Annotated in this window: 13 protein-coding genes; 8 read left to right on the top strand and 5 right to left on the bottom strand. The window is 73.5% G+C overall.

Translation table 11 applies throughout. The features are described 5' to 3' along the window. Positions 1-144 precede the first annotated feature (144 nt). From AB0L74_RS15260 to AB0L74_RS15245, 4 genes are all read left to right on the top strand, one after another. Positions 145-1,833, top strand: coding sequence for a protein kinase (locus AB0L74_RS15260; RefSeq protein ID WP_365650966.1), 1,689 nt, complete (start codon positions 145-147; stop codon positions 1,831-1,833). Between the two features lie 98 nt (positions 1,834-1,931). Continuing rightward, entirely contained in the window at positions 1,932-3,089 is a 1,158-nt protein-coding gene (locus AB0L74_RS15255; protein WP_365650963.1) for a serine/threonine-protein kinase, read from the top strand. Positions 3,090-3,314: 225 nt separating this feature from the next. Beyond that, the gene (locus AB0L74_RS15250; protein ID WP_365650960.1) at positions 3,315-4,928 is read left to right on the top strand and encodes a succinic semialdehyde dehydrogenase; all 1,614 of its coding nucleotides are present in this window, start codon (positions 3,315-3,317) and stop codon (positions 4,926-4,928) included. Between the two features lie 141 nt (positions 4,929-5,069). Next, positions 5,070-6,827, top strand: coding sequence for a GMC family oxidoreductase (locus AB0L74_RS15245; protein WP_365651199.1), 1,758 nt, complete (start codon positions 5,070-5,072; stop codon positions 6,825-6,827). A 204-nt stretch (positions 6,828-7,031) separates the two neighbouring features. On the opposite strand, the gene AB0L74_RS15240 is transcribed toward AB0L74_RS15245, so the two are convergent. Together AB0L74_RS15240 and AB0L74_RS15235 are read right to left on the bottom strand one after the other, a co-directional pair. Then, positions 7,032-8,048, bottom strand: coding sequence for an LPXTG cell wall anchor domain-containing protein (locus tag AB0L74_RS15240; protein WP_365650957.1), 1,017 nt, complete (start codon positions 8,046-8,048; stop codon positions 7,032-7,034). 740 nt (positions 8,049-8,788) lie between these two features. Continuing rightward, positions 8,789-9,163 (bottom strand): chorismate mutase, encoded by a 375-nt coding sequence (locus tag AB0L74_RS15235; RefSeq protein ID WP_365650954.1) that lies wholly within the window; start codon positions 9,161-9,163, stop codon positions 8,789-8,791. 321 nt (positions 9,164-9,484) lie between these two features. On the opposite strand from AB0L74_RS15235, the gene guaA reads away from it, so the two are divergent. Further along, a complete protein-coding gene (gene guaA, locus AB0L74_RS15230; protein ID WP_365650951.1) occupies positions 9,485-11,068 on the top strand; it encodes a glutamine-hydrolyzing GMP synthase in 1,584 nt (527 codons plus the stop codon). Positions 11,069-11,071: 3 nt separating this feature from the next. Here the strand turns inward: guaA and AB0L74_RS15225 are convergent, their stop codons facing one another. Beyond that, positions 11,072-11,545: a pyridoxamine 5'-phosphate oxidase family protein gene (locus AB0L74_RS15225; RefSeq protein ID WP_365650948.1), complete on the bottom strand. Its 474-nt coding sequence runs from the start codon at positions 11,543-11,545 to the stop codon at positions 11,072-11,074. Positions 11,546-11,741: 196 nt separating this feature from the next. Between AB0L74_RS15225 and AB0L74_RS15220 the strand changes: the two genes are divergently transcribed. Beyond that, positions 11,742-12,308, top strand: coding sequence for a DoxX family protein (locus AB0L74_RS15220; RefSeq protein ID WP_365650945.1), 567 nt, complete (start codon positions 11,742-11,744; stop codon positions 12,306-12,308). Here AB0L74_RS15220 and AB0L74_RS15215 read toward each other — a convergent pair. Both AB0L74_RS15215 and AB0L74_RS15210 read right to left on the bottom strand, forming a co-directional pair. Further along, positions 12,247-12,462 carry a hypothetical protein gene (locus AB0L74_RS15215; protein WP_365650942.1) on the bottom strand — a complete coding sequence of 72 codons (216 nt, stop codon included), beginning with the start codon at positions 12,460-12,462 and terminating at the stop codon, positions 12,247-12,249. The two genes, AB0L74_RS15220 and AB0L74_RS15215, sit on opposite strands and share 62 nt — an antisense overlap. Next, a complete protein-coding gene (locus AB0L74_RS15210) occupies positions 12,449-13,849 on the bottom strand; it encodes a PspC domain-containing protein (RefSeq protein ID WP_365650939.1) in 1,401 nt (466 codons plus the stop codon). The genes AB0L74_RS15215 and AB0L74_RS15210 overlap by 14 nt, the downstream gene beginning before the upstream one ends. Positions 13,850-14,027: 178 nt before the next feature. Here AB0L74_RS15210 and AB0L74_RS15205 point away from each other — a divergent pair, with 178 nt between their 5' ends. Continuing rightward, the gene (locus tag AB0L74_RS15205) at positions 14,028-15,320 is read left to right on the top strand and encodes a PspC domain-containing protein (RefSeq protein WP_365650936.1); all 1,293 of its coding nucleotides are present in this window, start codon (positions 14,028-14,030) and stop codon (positions 15,318-15,320) included. Next, positions 15,317-16,060: a response regulator transcription factor gene (locus AB0L74_RS15200; protein ID WP_365650933.1), complete on the top strand. Its 744-nt coding sequence runs from the start codon at positions 15,317-15,319 to the stop codon at positions 16,058-16,060. The genes AB0L74_RS15205 and AB0L74_RS15200 overlap by 4 nt, the downstream gene beginning before the upstream one ends. The last annotated feature ends 17 nt before the right edge of the window (positions 16,061-16,077 follow it).

Below are 16,077 nucleotides of genomic sequence, written 5' to 3'. Positions count from 1 at the left end.
TCCCAGGAGTCACCGGGGTTCACCGCCGCCGCGGAAAGCGACAACCGTCACAGTGCGGTACCGGGGACACCCCAGCGGTTCCCCGGACGGAGGCCGGTCCTTACGCTGACCCTGTCAAGACCATTGCGGGGCAACGTGAATCAGATGCAGGGCCGGCTTCTGGCGGGCCGCTACCGGCTCGGCGACTCCATCGGCAGCGGCGGCATGGGCCGCGTGTGGCGCGCCCATGACGAGGTGCTGCACCGGACCGTGGCGATCAAGGAGCTGACCGCCGCTCTCTACGTGTCGGACGGCGACCGGCCGGTGCTGCTGGCACGCACCCGGGCCGAGGCGCGCGCCGCCGCGCGGATCAACCACTCCGCCGTCGTCACCGTGCACGACGTGCTCGAACACGACGGCCGGCCGTGGATCGTGATGGAGCTGGTCGAGGGCCGCTCGCTCGCCGACGCGGTCAAGGCGGAGGGCCGCGTCGAGCCGCGGGAGGCGGCCCGGGTCGGCCTGTGGGTGCTGCGCGCCCTGCGCGCCGCGCACACCGCCGGTGTGCTGCACCGCGACGTCAAACCCGGCAACGTCCTCCTCGGCCACGACGGACGCGTCCTGCTCACCGACTTCGGCATCGCGCAGATCGAGGGCGACAGCACGATCACCCGCACCGGAGAGGTCGTCGGCTCGGTCGACTACCTGGCGCCCGAGCGGATCCGCGGCCACGATCCCGGGCCCGCCTCCGACCTGTGGGCGCTGGGTGCGACGCTGTACACGGCGGTGGAGGGCACCTCGCCGTTCCGCCGCACCTCGCCGCTGTCCACCATGCAGGCGGTGGTCCAGGAGGAGATCGGCGCGCCGCGCCACGCCGGTCCGCTCGAACCCGTCATCAGCGCCCTGCTGCGCAAGGATCCGGACCAGCGGCCGGACAGCGCGGCGGCGGAGCAGATGCTGGCGGAGGCGGCGGAGGGACGGCGGCCGAGCGCCGCGCAGGCGTATGTGGCGACGGCGCGGTACCGGGCGGGCGGCGGGCAGCCGCACGCACGCGATGGCCGGGCGGCCGAGGCGGGCCACGGGGGCGGGCACGACGGTGCGGCCGGGCACCCGGGGCCGGGGACGGCGGCCGGGACCACCGCGACGCCGTACGCGACGGTGATCGGGCCCACGGCGGTGCCCGCGCACCCGGCGGCCACCGCTCCCCTCCGGCCCCGGCGGCGCCGCCGTACCCTCGTCGCGCTGGCCCTCCTGGCCGCACTCGCCGGGGGCGGCACGGCCGTGCTGCTGCACCAGTGGGACGCGGACCGGCACCCGGGCGACGGCGTGTCCGCCGCCGCGGACACCACCGTCGGGGACGGTGCCCCGGAGCCGGGAGGAGCCGTTCCGGCCGACTGGGTCCGCCGGGACGACCCGGCGGGTTTCAGCCTCTACCTCCCCGAGGGCTGGAAGCGCGAGGAGTTCATGAGCGAGGACGGTCTGACGCAGATCGACTACACCCCGGACGGCGGTGAGCACTTCCTGCGCGTCGCCGTCGACACCTCGCCCGACTTCAACGACCCCTACGCCCACCAGCTCGATTTGGAGCAGCAGCTCCAGCGGCTGGCCGACTACCGCCGCGTCACCCTGGAGAAGGGCCTCTACCGCGATCGCAGCAGTTCCCGGTGGGAGTACACCTGGACCGCCCTGGCCAAGGACACCGCCTTCCCCGGCCCGCGCCGCGCCGTCGAGGAGACGTACATGTCCCGGGACGGTGTCGAGTACGCCCTGTACATGTCCGCGCCCGCCGAGGACTGGGCGGCCGCCCGCCGGCAGTTCCGGGCCGTGTTGCAGGGGTGGCAGGAGAGGACCGGCTGACCACCGGCGGCCGCCGCTCCGCCCGGCGGCCGTCGTTTGTCGGCCACCCGCGCTGCGGCGTCCCGGAGCCGCCGCCTCCGGTGGGGCATCATGGCCGCATGGTGACCGAGGGGGAGACCGGACGTGTCATCGCGGGCCGCTACCGGCTTCAGGACCGGCTCGGCCGCGGCGGCATGGGCGTCGTATGGCGGGCCACCGACCAGTTGCTCGGGCGGCAGGTGGCCGTCAAGGAACTCCCCTCCGACGACAGCCTCTCCGCGGCCCAGGCCCGGCGCCGGCGCGACCGCACCCTGCGGGAGGCCCGCGCGGTCGCCCAGCTGCACCACCCGAACGTCATCGTCGTGCACGACGTCGTCGAGCACGACGAACGGCCCTACATCGTCATGGAGCTGGTCGGCGGGGGCTCGCTCGCCGACCGTGTCGCCGGGCACGGGCCGGTCGACGCGCGGGAGGCGGCCCGCATCGGCGTCGCCCTGCTCGGCGCCCTGCGCACCGCGCACGCGGCGGGCGTGCTCCACCGCGACGTGAAGCCCTCCAACGTGCTGATCGCCGAGGACGGCAGGGTCGTGCTCACCGACTTCGGCGTCGCCCACGTCGCGGGCACCAGCACGCTCACCGAGAGCGGCACGCTCGTCGGCTCCCCCGAGTACACCGCGCCCGAGCGGATGTCCGGCACCCGGACCGGCCCCGAGTCCGACCTGTGGTCGCTGGGCGCGCTGCTGTGCGCGGTCCTCAGCGGCGCGTCGCCGTTCCACCGCGACTCGCTGGGCGGCATCCTGCACGCCGTCGTCTCCGAGGAGATCCGGCCACCGGCGCAGGCCGGCCCCCTCCTCCCCGTCATCCGGGGCCTGCTCGAACGCGACCCGGACCGGCGGCTGGACGCGGCACGGGCGGAGGAGATGCTGCGGGCCTACCTGGAGACGGGCCGGACGTTCCCGCCCGCCGGTACGGCCGACCCCCGCCGCTCCACGCGGACCGTGCTCCTGGCGGCGCTGCTGGTGGCCGCGACCGCGGGCGCGGGCATCTCGGCGGCGGCGCTGATCACCGACCGGGACGGCGGCGGGGACGGCACACCGGCCAGCCCGGCACCCCCGACATCGCCGCCGGCACCGCCGCCCGGGCCGCCGTCCCCACCGGCGTCCCCGTCCTCGGCGCCGTCCGCGAACCGGTCCGCGGGACAGTCCCCGGCTCCCGAGCCGGACGTCACCGTGTCGACGGTCACCGTGACCGTGTCCCAGGGGGCGGGACGCCCGTAGCCGCTCGGCCGCCCAGGCCGGAGCCGGTGGGCGACGGGGACCGGGCCCGGGCGCCGACGGTGGGAGATCACCCGCGTGCGAAAGGTGGCGTGTTGCGCGGAGGCGACCGCCAACGCCCTGATCAGCCCGTTTGTTGCCAGCGAACGCTGGCAGGGTGTGAGCGCTGCGTGAATCCCCGTTACCGACGGGTACACAAACCGTTCGGCGCCGCATACCCTGCGGCTCATGACGGACGCGCAGGCCCTGGAGAAGACCGGCACCAACCCCCTCGCCCCCGCCCCGGCGGGCGCCCGCACCGCTGCCGACGTGGTCACCCCCGCACTGGTCGCCCGGCTCGCCAAGGGTGTCGCCGGTTCCGGGCGCACCGCCAACCACACCCCGCTCACCGGTGAGAAGCTGGCCGACCTGCCCGAGTCGACGCCCGAGGACGTGGCCGGGGCGTTCGAACAGGCCCGCGCCGCCCAGTCCGTCTGGGCGCGCACGCCCGTGCGGCAGCGCGCGGCGGTGCTGCTGCGCTTCCACGACCTGGTGCTGGAACGCCAGGCCGAGGTGCTCGACCTGATCCAGCTGGAGACGGGCAAGGCCCGCCTGCACGCCCACGAGGAGGTGCAGGCCGTCGCCGTCGCCGCCCGGCACTACGGCCGCCGGGCCGCCGCCTACCTGCGGGGGCGGCGGCACGCGGGCGCCGTACCGGTCCTGACGCAGGTCACCGAAGTACGCCACCCGCGCGGGGTCGTCGGCCAGATCGCGCCCTGGAACTACCCCCTGGAGCTGTCCGTCGGCGACGCGCTGCCGGCCTTCGTCGCGGGCAACGCGGTGGTGATGAAGCCGGACACCGAGACCTGCCTGACCGCGCTGTGGGCCCGCGACCTGCTCATCGAGGCCGGGCTGCCCGCCGAGGTCTTCCAGGTCGTCCTCGGCGACGGCCCGGTGATCGGCCCCGAGGTCGTCCGCCACGCCGACTACGTCTCGTTCACCGGCTCCACCCGCACCGGCCGCGAGGTCGCCCAGGGCGCCGCCGCCCGCCTGGTCGGCGTCTCCCTCGAACTCGGCGGCAAGAACGCCATGCTGGTGCTGGAGGACGCCGACATCGAGAAGGCGGCGGCGGGCGCCGTGCGCGCGTGCTTCTCCTCCGCCGGCCAGCTGTGCATCTCCATCGAGCGGCTGTTCGTCCACGCGTCGGTCGCGGACGCCTTCCTGGAGCGCTTCGCCGCGCGCACGCGGGCGATGCGGCTGGGCGGGTCGCTGGCCTACGGCGCCGACATGGGCTCGCTGGCCGGAGCCCGCCAGCTCCAGGCGGTCGAGCGGCATGTGGCGGACGCCGTCGCCAAGGGCGCGACGGTCCTCGCCGGCGGGGTCGCCCGCCCGGACATCGGCCCCTTCTTCTACGAGCCGACCATCCTCGACGGCGTGGCGGAACCCATGGCCGTGTGCGCCGAGGAGACCTTCGGCCCGGTCGTGTCGGTCTACCGCTTCACCACCGAGGAGGAGGCGGTGGAACGCGCCAACGCCACCCCCTACGGCCTGAACTCCTCGGTGTGGACCACCGACGCCCGCCGCGGCCGGGAGATCGCCGCCCGGCTGCGCACCGGCACCGTCAACATCAACGAGGGGTACGCGCCCGCGTACGGCAGCGTCCAGTCGCCGATGGGCGGTATGAAGGACTCCGGACTCGGGCGCCGCCATGGCTCCGAGGGAATCCTCAAGTACACCGAGGCCCAGACGATCGCCCGGCAGCGGCTGCTGCCGATGGCGCCCTCGCTCGGCATGGACGACGAGAAGTACGCGGCGTTCATGAGCCGGAGCCTGCGCCTGATGAAGGCGTTCCGCTTCCGCTAGCCCCGGCCCCGCACCCGTTCTCGACGAGGAGAGCACGTGTCACAGGAGAACGCACCGGAGAACCCACCGGAGAACCCTGACCGCCACCGGGACGACCACCGGACGGACGACCGGGGGGACGACGGATACGACTACGACGTCATCGTCGTCGGCTCCGGCTTCGGCGGATCCGTCTCGGCGCTGCGCCTCACCGAGAAGGGCTACCGCGTCGGCGTGCTGGAGGCGGGCCGCCGCTTCACCCCCGGCACGCTGCCGAAGACCTCGTGGGACCTGAAGAACTACCTGTGGGCTCCCCGGCTGGGCATGTACGGCCTCCAGCGCATCCACCTGCTCGGGAACGTCATGGTCCTGGCGGGAGCCGGGGTGGGCGGCGGTTCCCTCAACTACGCCAACACCCTCTACGTGCCGCCGAAGGCGTTCTTCGAGGACCCCCAGTGGCGGGACATCACCGACTGGGCGCAGGAGCTGAAGCCGTACTACGACCAGGCGCGCCGCATGCTCGGTGTCCGGCTCAACCCGACGATGACCCCGTCCGACGTGCACCTGAAGGCCGCCGCCGAGCGGATGGGCGTCGGCGACACCTTCCACATGGCACCGGTGGGGGTCTTCTTCGGCGACGGCGAGGACGCCGACGGCACGGTGACCGCCGAGCCCGGACAGCGGGTACCGGATCCCTACTTCGGGGGCGTGGGTCCGGCCCGCCGGGCGTGCAGCGAGTGCGGCTCGTGCATGACCGGCTGCCGGCACGGCGCGAAGAACACCCTGAACGAGAACTACCTGTACCTCGCCGAGAAGGCGGGCGCGGTCGTGCACCCCATGACGACGGTCGTCTCCGTCACGGACGACTCCCGCGGCGGCTACGCGGTCACCACGCTCCCCACCGACCGCGGCAGGAAGGGCGCGGGCCGCGTCTTCCGGGCCCGCCGGGTCGTCCTCGCCGCGGGCACCTACGGCACCCAGACCCTGCTGCACCGCATGAAGGCGACCGGCCGGCTGCCGCACCTCTCCGACCGGCTGGGCGAGCTGACCCGCACCAACTCCGAGGCCCTGGTCGGCGCCCAGACCGACGACCGGCGCTACCGCAAGGTCACCGGCCAGGCGAAGGCCGACTTCACGCGCGGGGTCGCCATCACGTCCTCCATCCACCCGGACCCCAGCACCCACATAGAGCCCGTCCGCTACGGCAAGGGCTCCAACTCGATGGGCAGCCTGTCCATCCTCCAGGTCCCGTACGCCGAGGACGGCAGGGGCACCACCCGCGTCCTGGGCTTCCTGGCCCACGCGGCCAGGCACCCGCTGCGGGTCCTGCGCTCCCTGTCCAACCACCGCTGGTCCGAGCGGACCATCATCGGCCTGGTGATGCAGTCGCTGGACAACTCCCTGACGACGTATCTGAAACCGTCGGGCGTCGGCAAGGGACTGCTCACCGCCCGGCAGGGCCACGGCTCGCCCAACCCGAAGCAGATCAAGGCCGCGGCCGAGGGGGCCCGTGCCCTCGCCGCCGAGATCAACGGCTTCGCGGGCTCCAACGTCGGTGAGCTGATGGGCACTCCGCTGACCGCCCACTTCCTCGGGGGCTGCCCGATCGGCGCCTCCCCCGAGACCGGCGTGATCGACCCCTACCACCGCCTGTACGGCCACCCCGGCATCTCGGTCGTCGACGGCGCGGCCGTCTCGGCGAACCTGGGCGTGAACCCGTCCCTGACCATCACGGCCCAGGCGGAGCGGGCGATGTCGTACTGGCCCAACAAGGGCGAGCCCGACCCCCGTCCGGCGCAGGGCGCGCCGTACGAGCGGGTGAACCCGGTGGAGCCGAAGTCCCCGGCCGTCCCGGCGGACGCGTTCGGGGCGCTGCGGCTGCCGTTCCTGGGGATGCCGGCGGTGCCGCCGAAGAAGTAGGCGGCCGCCGGCCGCCCCGGACAGGGCGAAGGACCTGCGCCCCCCTCCGAGCGCAGGTCCTTCGGTCGTGCGACGAGCCTGGTGGTCAGGCCGGTCACGCTGATGGCCGGTCCGGCCGCGAGCCGGTGATTCGGGCGGGCGACGGGTTTCGTGCGAGCCCGCCGTCCGCCGTGAGTCCGCCTCCGCCGGTCCGGAACCGGGTCTTTACCCCTCGGACCCGGCCTTGCGCCGCCGGACCGCGAACACGGCCCCGGCACCGGCGACGACGGCGACGCCGCCGACGAGGCCGATCACGGGCAGGGCGGAGCTGGAGCCGGTCGCGGCGAGGGTACCGGTGACCCGGGGCGCGGTGCCGGCGGGCTTGGGCTTGTCGGCCGCGATGGGCGCCCTGCCGCCTTCGGCCGGCCGTTCGCCCCCCGTGTCCGTGCCCGCGGCCACGATCTGGAACCTGTAGGAGATCCTCCCGAAGCCGGTGCACGCGCCGTCGGTGTCGCCGTAGACGGTCGCGCCGATCGAGAAGCCGGCACCGGCCGGGGCCTTGGACGTCACGTTGATGCGCAGCGGGATCTCGACCTCGTGGCCGGCCTCCAGCTCGGGGGAGTAACCGACGTAACCGATCGCGTGACCGTCCTCGTTGAGGTCCTGCCAGATTCCCGCCTCGGGATCCCACGCCTGGAGCTGGACCCGCTTGCTGGAGAACAGGTCGGCACCGGCCTCGTCCGAGGAGGCGCCGGCGATGTAGTCCAGCTCCTCCAGGGCGGAGTCGGAGTTGTTGACGACGGTCAGCGAGAATGCGTGCCAGCCGCTGCCCGCCGCGATCTTGCCGGGCAGGCCCTCGATGTCGACGTCGACCTTGGAGTCCGCGCAGATGGAGGGCTCGGGGCCGGGGGTCTCGCTCTCCTCGGGCGCGGTGGTGGTCGGCGCCGGGCTGGTCGGGGTGGCCGAGCCGCTCGGCGCGGGCGTGGTCTCGCTCTCCGACGCCGTCGGGGCCGGGGAGGACGGGGTCTGGCTCGGGGCCGACGGGGTCTGGCTCGGGGCCGACGGGCCGTCACTGGCCGACCCGGAGGGAGCCGGGGACGTGCTCGGGTCGCCGGTCGGCGTCGGCGACTCGCTCCCGGTGGCGCTCGGCGAGGCGTCGGACGGGCCCGCGGCGGCGTACGCGGCCGGCGCGGCGAGCAGCGCCGCGGGCGCTATGACTGCCGTCGCGGCCGCTGCTGCCATGGCGCGGCGAAGCTTCATGAAGACCTCGGGAAGTCGGGCGCACTGCGGCGTCACAGTACGAGTCTGAGGAAGGCCGCCGCGTGTGGGGCACGGGCGTGGTCCTTGATTCAGCAGGTTTGATCAGTGAGGCCGAGGAAGGGTTGTCCCCACACTCATACAATTTTCATGTGACGCGTGTCACGCTTCACTGGGCGGCCGCTGGGCGGGCGCTCCGGGCGCTCATGGGGGAGCGGGGTGCGCCGGGCGGTCCGGGGTCCGGGTGCCGGGGTCCGGGTGTCGGGGGGACGCCGGGGCGGGGGCCGGGCAGGCGAAGAGCCCCGCGGGCGGAGTCGCGGGGCCCTTCTGCGGTCGGCACCGGCGTCGGGGCGGCACCGGTGCCCGGGCGCCGCTCCAGCGGCGGTCCGGCACAGGTTCGCGTACGGTCCGCTGGATCTCTCGCGCGACCGGCCGGCCGGTCGATCGGCCCGCCGACGGGCCGTCCCGGTCCTGGACGTTCCCGCCGGCCGGCCCCGGGCGTCCCCGGGGCCGGCCGTTCTCTTGGTGACCGGGCTGCTGTCCCCTGCCGTCCGGTCACTTCCCTGGAGCGAGGTCCCACGACGCACAGCACGATCCGTACGTCTCACGCTCCAGCGAGCCACGCGTGGTTCTTTCGGGCCCGCCCCTGGCTGGCACGGACATCCGGACCAACGAGGCCGCTCCGGTCGCGGTCACGCGCCGTACGGGTGAGAGCGGTCCCGAACTCAGATACGACCGCGGCACAGCTCCAGCAGCGTCATCGCGAGGGCCGTGCCCGGCTTGCCCAGCGCCTCCCGGTAGTGGCCGAGGACATCCATCTCGCGGGAGAGGTTCACGCGGCGGCCGCCGGAGGCGATCCGTGCCTCCTGGATGACGGCGGAGACCGCCATCCGCTCCTGGACCAGACCGATGATCCGGTCGTCGAGGGCGTCGATGCGCTCGCGGGCGCCGGCGATCACGTCTGCGGCCTCGGGGGTCCGGGCTCCGGTGCGGTCGGAGGGCCGGGGCCCGGTGCCTGCGGTTCCGGTTGCCGCGGTTCCGGTGGCTGGGGTGGCGGTGGCGGCCGGGGTGCTCGCGGGGGTGGCGGTGGTGACGGTCACGTCGGGCTCCTCATCGGGGGCGGGGCCGCCCCGGAGCGACAGGACCCGGGAGGACGACAGGCGCCCCGGGCCTTGTCGGCCCGGGGCGCCTGGGAAGTCGCTTGTCAGTTGCTCAAGCAGCACGACCATGGCAGCCGGCGGGCCGGATGCCATAGGTAAAGACGAAGGTCTGGTGCGTGAGCATGGGCCCAGTATGCCGTGTGCCGCGGGCCGGGCCAACGCGGGTCGCATGGTGAGACGCGGGTGACGGGAAGTTCTCGCGCGCGCCCCCCGTTAGAATCGGTAATGAAGACCCCCGCCCAAACCGCCGGAAGGCACCCTGTGTCATCAGCGACTCCCGCTGCCAGCGCCGCTCCCGACACCGTTCTGGTCGTCGACTTCGGCGCGCAGTACGCCCAGCTCATCGCCCGTCGCGTCCGCGAGGCCCGGGTCTACAGCGAGATCGTGCCGAGCACCATGCCGGTCGAGGAGATGCTCGCCAAGAACCCGGCGGCCATCATCCTCTCCGGTGGCCCCTCGTCGGTCTACGAGCCGGGCGCTCCCACCGTCGACCGCACCCTGTTCGAGGCCGGCGTCCCCGTCTTCGGCATGTGCTACGGCTTCCAGCTCATGGCGCAGTCGCTGGGCGGCACGGTCGACAACACCGGCGCCCGCGAGTACGGCCGCACCGACCTGCACGTCGCGAAGTCGTCCTCCACCCTCTTCGAGGGCACCCCCGAGGAGCAGGCCGTGTGGATGTCGCACGGCGACGCCTGCTCGGCCGCCCCCGAGGGCTTCGCGGTCACCGCCTCCACGGACGTCGTCCCGGTCGCCGCGTTCGAGAACGACGACAAGAAGCTGTACGGCGTCCAGTACCACCCCGAGGTGATGCACTCCACGCACGGGCAGCAGGTGCTGGAGCACTTCCTGTACCGGGGTGCCGGCCTCAAGCCGGACTGGACCACCGGCAACGTCATCGAGGAGCAGGTCGCCGCGATCCGCGAGCAGGTCGGCGACAAGCGCGCCATCTGCGGTCTGTCCGGCGGCGTGGACTCCGCCGTCGCCGCCGCCCTCGTGCAGAAGGCCATCGGCTCGCAGCTGACCTGCGTCTACGTCGACCACGGCCTGATGCGCAAGGGCGAGACGGAGCAGGTCGAGAAGGACTTCGTCGCCGCGACCGGCGTCCAGCTCAAGGTCGTCGACGCCAGCGAGCGGTTCCTGAACGCGCTCAAGGGGGTCACCGACCCCGAGGAGAAGCGGAAGATCATCGGCCGGGAGTTCATCCGGGTCTTCGAGCAGGCCCAGGCCGAGATCATCGCGGACGAGGGCCCGGCCGTCGAGTTCCTGGTCCAGGGCACCCTGTACCCCGACGTCGTCGAGTCCGGCGGCGGCAGCGGCACCGCCAACATCAAGTCCCACCACAACGTCGGCGGACTGCCCGAGGACCTCGAGTTCAAGCTGATCGAGCCGCTGCGCAAGCTGTTCAAGGACGAGGTCCGCATGGTCGGCAAGGAGCTCGGCCTGCCGGACGAGATCGTCCAGCGCCAGCCGTTCCCCGGCCCCGGCCTCGGCATCCGGATCGTCGGCGAGGTGACGAAGGAGCGGCTCGACCTGCTCCGCGAGGCCGACGCCATCGCCCGCGAGGAGCTGACGGCGGCCGGCCTCGACCGTGACATCTGGCAGTGCCCGGTGGTGCTGCTCGCGGACGTCCGCTCCGTCGGTGTCCAGGGCGACGGCCGGACGTACGGCCACCCGATCGTCCTTCGCCCGGTGTCCTCCGAGGACGCCATGACCGCCGACTGGTCGCGGCTGCCGTACGACGTCCTCGCCCGGATCTCCACCCGGATCACCAACGAGGTCAAGGACGTCAACCGGGTCGTCCTCGACGTGACGTCGAAGCCGCCGGGCACGATCGAGTGGGAGTAGCCCTCAGGTGCGCTTGATGGTGCGCAGGGGCTCGCCGGGCTTCCAGACCTGGACGACGAGGTACGTGTCGTCCTCGACATAGGTCCGTGTGACCTCCGTCAGCTCGGTGCGGAAGAGGTGGAACGGCTGCGGCGGTTCCACCTCTTTCGTGTACGCGGCCTTCGTCCCGGGGTCGTCGACCTCGAACGCCCGGCCGCTGATCCGGACGTCGCCGCCGCCCAGGTCGGTGCCGCCGCCGGGATTCGCCTGGAGCGCGAAGCGCGGATCGCGGCGCAGGTCGAGGGCCTTCAGCGAGTTCGGCATCATGCCGAGCCACAGCTCGCCGTGGAGAAACCGCACCTCCAGCCCGGTGGTGCGCGGTGAGCCGTCCTTGCGCAGGGTCGCGAGGACGTGGTGGGTGTAGGCGCCGAAGCGCTTCTCCACGGTGGCGGCCAGGGCGGGCTCGGCGGTGGCGAAGGTTTCCCAGTTTTCAGCCATACGGCGAGTGTGCCGCCGAAACCGGACATCCACTGTCTGGTTTACGGCGGGGGCCGGCACCCCCGGCACATTCCTTCCGCCGTGGGCGGCCGCGAGGCCGCTCGGGTCACGGGGGCGGGGCGCCGGTGCGGGGGCGTGTCGGTCGTCCGTATGGTCTGGTGGGGAGTTCCGGGCAGGGCGGCGAGAGGCGGCGGCAGTGACGAGTCAGGAGAATCGGCCCGGCGGCGGGGAGCGGCGGGACGGGGTCGCACGGTACGCGCTGCTGCCCCTGCGGGTCTTCCTCGGTGTCACCTTCGTCTACGCCGGTTTCGACAAACTCATCGACAGCTCCTTCATGAAGGACGCGGGTGCCGGTTCCGTCGGGGAGATGATGCGCGCGGTCCGGGACTCCTCGGCCCTTCCCGCCCTGGTCGACCTGTCGCTGAAGAGCCCGGCGGGGTTCGGCTACGCCATCGCCCTCGGCGAGCTGGCCGTCGGGATCGGGACGCTGCTCGGCCTGTTCGCCCGCCTGGCCGCGCTCGGGGGCGCGTTGATCTCCCTCAGTCTGTGGCTGACCGTGAGCTGGGCCTCGGACCCGTACTACTACGGCAACGATCTTCCGTATCTCATGGCGTGGATCCCGCTCGTCCTCGCGGGGGCGCCCCTGCTGTCGGTGGACGCCCGGTGGCGGGCACGGCGGCGGCGTGTCGCGGCGGCCGGGGTCAGCGCGGTGCGTCCGCCCTGGCCGCCCGGCGGTGTCGGCTCCGGGACAGCAGGGCGGTGACACCGGCCAGGCACAGGCCCCCGACGACGAGGGGGATGACGGCGAACCAGGGGGTCTCCCACAGGCCGCCCGCGTCCCCCGCGTAGACGGCGCCCGCCAGGGCCAGGAAGAGGCCGGCGACCAGCCTCCCGGGCTGGAACTCATGACGCAGCACGGCTCACCTCCGCCTGTCCTATGCCGACCCCGAGGTCGAGATCGAGCGTGCCGGTGTCCTTGTCGCCCGTGGCGGGGGACAGGGTCACCTCCCGGTGCTTGCCCGGGGCCACGTCCACGTCCCTCCGGTCGTCGCCCGGCAGCTGGATGTCACCCACACCGACGTCGATGCTCAGCCGCACGGTCACGTCCTCGGGTACGACCACCCGTATCCGCCCCACCCCCACGTCGGCCCGTGTCGTCACCGTCTGCCCGTCGGCGACGCGCAGGCGGGACAGGTCCAGGGTGCCGACGCCGGTGCCCACCTCGTACTGGGGGCGTATGCCGGCCACGGCCGCGGGTCTCCAGGTGGTGTGCGTCCAACGGGTGTCGATCTTCTCGGGCACGGCCGCCGAACCGGCCAGCAGGGCCGCCGTGACGATCGCCAGGAAGAGGGAGCCGGCTCCCGTGCGGCCGAGGAAGGCGCTGACCGCGATGCCGGCGCCGAAGACGACCAGCGCGCAGGACAGGCCCGCCTGCAGACTGGTGCCGAGCGGGTGCTCCTCCCAGGCCAGGCGGGTGCCGAGGCCGCCGGTGAGCAGGGCGAGCAGGAAGATCCAGCCGCCGATCCAGCGGGGACCGCGCGGCTTCGGCGGCCGGGAGTGCCGGGCCGCCGTGCTTTTCCGGCCGGTGCCGTGGCCGGTGAGGCTGACGTCGACGGTTGCCGCGAGATCGGGGGCGTAGGAGTCCCCGGGGCCCCACAGGTATCCGGTGCCGCCGATGTGCGTGCCGTCCTTGACGATGGGGTCGCGCCACCAGGACGGGAAGGTGAGGGAGACCGGGGGCGCCTGGGGCTCCGGCGGCGCGTCGGCGACGGCCTGCGCGGCGAGGGGGTCCGGGCCGGGGGCGCCGCGCTGCCGCGACCAGTATCCGGCGCCCGCGAGGAGGAGGGAGAGGACGACGGCGAACGTCAGCACCCCGCCGTTGTTCAGCATCGTCAGGAACACGCCGCAGCCGACCAGCGCGAACAGCACCGCCGCCAGCGCCTGGCCGTCGACCCGGCCCGTCAGCAGCTTGCGCACCTCGTTCTCGTCCTCGTCGTCGGCGGGGACGAAGAGCCAGGCGAAACCGTAGAAGATGAGGCCGAGGCCGCCGGTCGCGGAGAGCACCGCCAGGGTGATCCGGAAGATCACCGGGTCCATGTCGAACTGCCGGCCCAGCCCCGAGCACACGCCGGCGAGCATCCTGAACCGCGGGTCGCGCCGGAACCTGCGGACAGGCCCGGGCCCGTCGGCACCGCCGGCGGCCGCGCCGGGGCCGGGTGCGGCGCCCCGCGGCCCGGCGCCGAGCGGGGAGCGCGGGCCGGAGCCGGGTCCCGGACCCGTCGTGGCGTGCTCGTGATCGGTCATGGCTCCATGGTGACGGGCGCGGCACGGCGGCGGGAGCGGGAGCGACCCTGGGAGGACCCTGAAATCCGGCCCCGAGACCGGGCCCGGTGGCTTCGGTGAGCCGTCGCTTCGAAGATCAGGGGAGTCTCCGGGGCGGACCCTGATGTCCGGGGACCGCGGCCGTGTGACCATCGTTGGCATGCCGGAAGCCGCAGCAGCGCCACTCGCCGAACCGCGGCCGCCGCGCAAGCTCTACCGCAGCGGTGACGGACGCTGGCTGGGGGGTGTGGCGCGGGGGCTCGCCGGGCACCTCGGGCTGCCCGTGATCTGGGTACGGCTCGTCTTCGTCGGCCTGTTCATGGCGGACGGCCTCGGCGCGCTGCTGTACGCCGCGTTCTGGTTCTTCGTCCCTCTGGGTGTCGGCGGTGTCGAGGCCAGGAAGCCGCCGTCCCTGGTGACGACGGAGACCTCGCCGGACGGCCGCCGCAGACTCGTCACCCGCAAGCCGGACAAGGGCCAGATCGTCGCCCTGTTCCTCATGGTCGTCGTGGCCCTGGTCTTCGTGGGCAACGTGAACGTGGGCAACGGCGCCAAGGCCTACCTCTGGCCGGCCGTGCTCGTCGGCGCGGGCGTCGCCCTCGTCTGGCGGCAGGCGGACAACGCCCGCCGGGCCCGCTGGGCCGAGGTCGGCCGCCGGCGGCGCACGGTGACCCTGCTGCGCGCCGTGGCGGGCGTGCTGCTGGTCACGGCCGGTGTCTCCGGCATGTTCGTCCTCCAGGGCTCCGCCGCCCACCTCGGGTCCGTTCTCCAGGCCGCCCTCGCGGTCCTGGTCGGCATCACGCTGCTGGCCGGCCCGTATCTGGTCCGTATGACGCAGGACCTCTCCGAGGAACGGCTGATGCGTATCCGCGCCCAGGAGCGCGCCGAGGTCGCGGCCCACGTCCACGACTCCGTGCTGCACACCCTGACCCTGATCCAGCGCAACGCCGACAACCCGGGCGAGGTGCGCCGGCTGGCCCGCGCGCAGGAGCGCGACCTGCGCGCCTGGCTGTACAAGCCGGAGGGCAACGGCAAGGACGAGGCCGACGAGCCCGCCACCCTCGCCGACGCCGTGCGGCGCAACGCCGCCGAGGTGGAGGACAAGCACGGTGTCCCCATCGAGGTCGTCGTGGTCGGCGACTGCCCGCTCGACGAGCGGGTCGGCGCACAGATGCAAGCCGCGCGCGAAGCGATGGTGAACGCCGCCAAGTACGGTGGCGAGGGCGGCGCCGTTCAGGTCTACGCCGAAGTCGAGGGCAGGACGGTCTTCGTGTCCGTCCGGGACCGCGGCCCCGGCTTCGACCTCGACTCGATACCCGCCGACCGCATGGGTGTCAGAGAATCGATCATCGGCCGCATGGAGCGCAACGGCGGTACGGCGCGGCTGCGCGCCGTACCGGACGGCGGCACGGAGGTCGAGCTGGAGATGGAGAGGGCGGAGAAGACGTCATGAGCGACCCGACCGAGGCGAACGGAACGGCGGGATCGGCGGAGGCGGCCGGGTCCGCGCGGGCGGCGGGCGGCGCGGGCGGGCGCCGTGTCCGTGTCGTCCTCGTCGACGACCACCGCATGTTCCGTACGGGGGTGCAGGCCGAGATCGGCCAGACCGAGCAGACCGGCGTCGAGGTGGTCGGCGAGGCCGCCGACGTCGACCAGGCGGTCACGGTCATCACCGCGACCCGGCCCGAGGTGGTCCTGCTCGACGTGCACCTGCCGGGCGGGGGCGGCGTCGAAGTGCTGCGCCGGTGCGCCGCCCTGATGGCCGACCCCGAGCGGCCGGTCCGGTTCCTCGCGCTGTCCGTCTCGGACGCGGCCGAGGACGTGATCGGCGTGATCCGCGGCGGCGCCCGGGGATACGTGACCAAGACGATCACCGGCTCCGACCTGATCGACTCCGTCTTCCGTGTGCAGGAGGGCGACGCGGTCTTCTCCCCGCGCCTGGCCGGGTTCGTCCTGGACGCCTTCGCCTCCACCGACGCCGCGCCGGTCGACGAGGACCTCGACCGTCTCACGCAGCGCGAGCGCGAGGTGCTGCGGCTCATCGCCCGCGGCTACGCGTACAAGGAGATCGCCAAGCAGCTGTTCATCTCCGTGAAGACGGTCGAGTCCCATGTCTCGGCGGTCCTGCGGAAGCTGCAGCTGTCCAACCGGCACGAGCTGACCCGGTGGGCGACGGCCCGGCGGCTGGTGTGACCGGCGCGGGCGGCCCT

Origin of the sequence: Streptomyces sp. NPDC052020, assembly GCF_040680575.1 — a bacterium.
GTDB lineage: Bacteria > Actinomycetota > Actinomycetes > Streptomycetales > Streptomycetaceae > Streptomyces.
This window is presented reverse-complemented; position numbering and strand designations above follow the sequence as displayed.

What these genes read in the sequence shown, in the direction of transcription:
- AB0L74_RS15260 (WP_365650966.1), top strand. Translation starts at nt 145, where the DNA reads ATGCAGGGCCGGCTTCTGGCGGGCCGCTACCGGCTCGGCGACTCCATC.
- AB0L74_RS15255 (WP_365650963.1), top strand. Translation starts at nt 1,932, where the DNA reads ATGGTGACCGAGGGGGAGACCGGACGTGTCATCGCGGGCCGCTACCGG.
- AB0L74_RS15250 (WP_365650960.1), top strand. Translation starts at nt 3,315, where the DNA reads ATGACGGACGCGCAGGCCCTGGAGAAGACCGGCACCAACCCCCTCGCC.
- AB0L74_RS15240 (WP_365650957.1), bottom strand. Translation starts at nt 8,048, where the DNA reads ATGGCAGCAGCGGCCGCGACGGCAGTCATAGCGCCCGCGGCGCTGCTC.
- AB0L74_RS15225 (WP_365650948.1), bottom strand. Translation starts at nt 11,545, where the DNA reads ATGGCTGAAAACTGGGAAACCTTCGCCACCGCCGAGCCCGCCCTGGCC.
- AB0L74_RS15210 (WP_365650939.1), bottom strand. Translation starts at nt 13,849, where the DNA reads ATGACCGATCACGAGCACGCCACGACGGGTCCGGGACCCGGCTCCGGC.
- AB0L74_RS15205 (WP_365650936.1), top strand. Translation starts at nt 14,028, where the DNA reads ATGCCGGAAGCCGCAGCAGCGCCACTCGCCGAACCGCGGCCGCCGCGC.
- AB0L74_RS15200 (WP_365650933.1), top strand. Translation starts at nt 15,317, where the DNA reads ATGAGCGACCCGACCGAGGCGAACGGAACGGCGGGATCGGCGGAGGCG.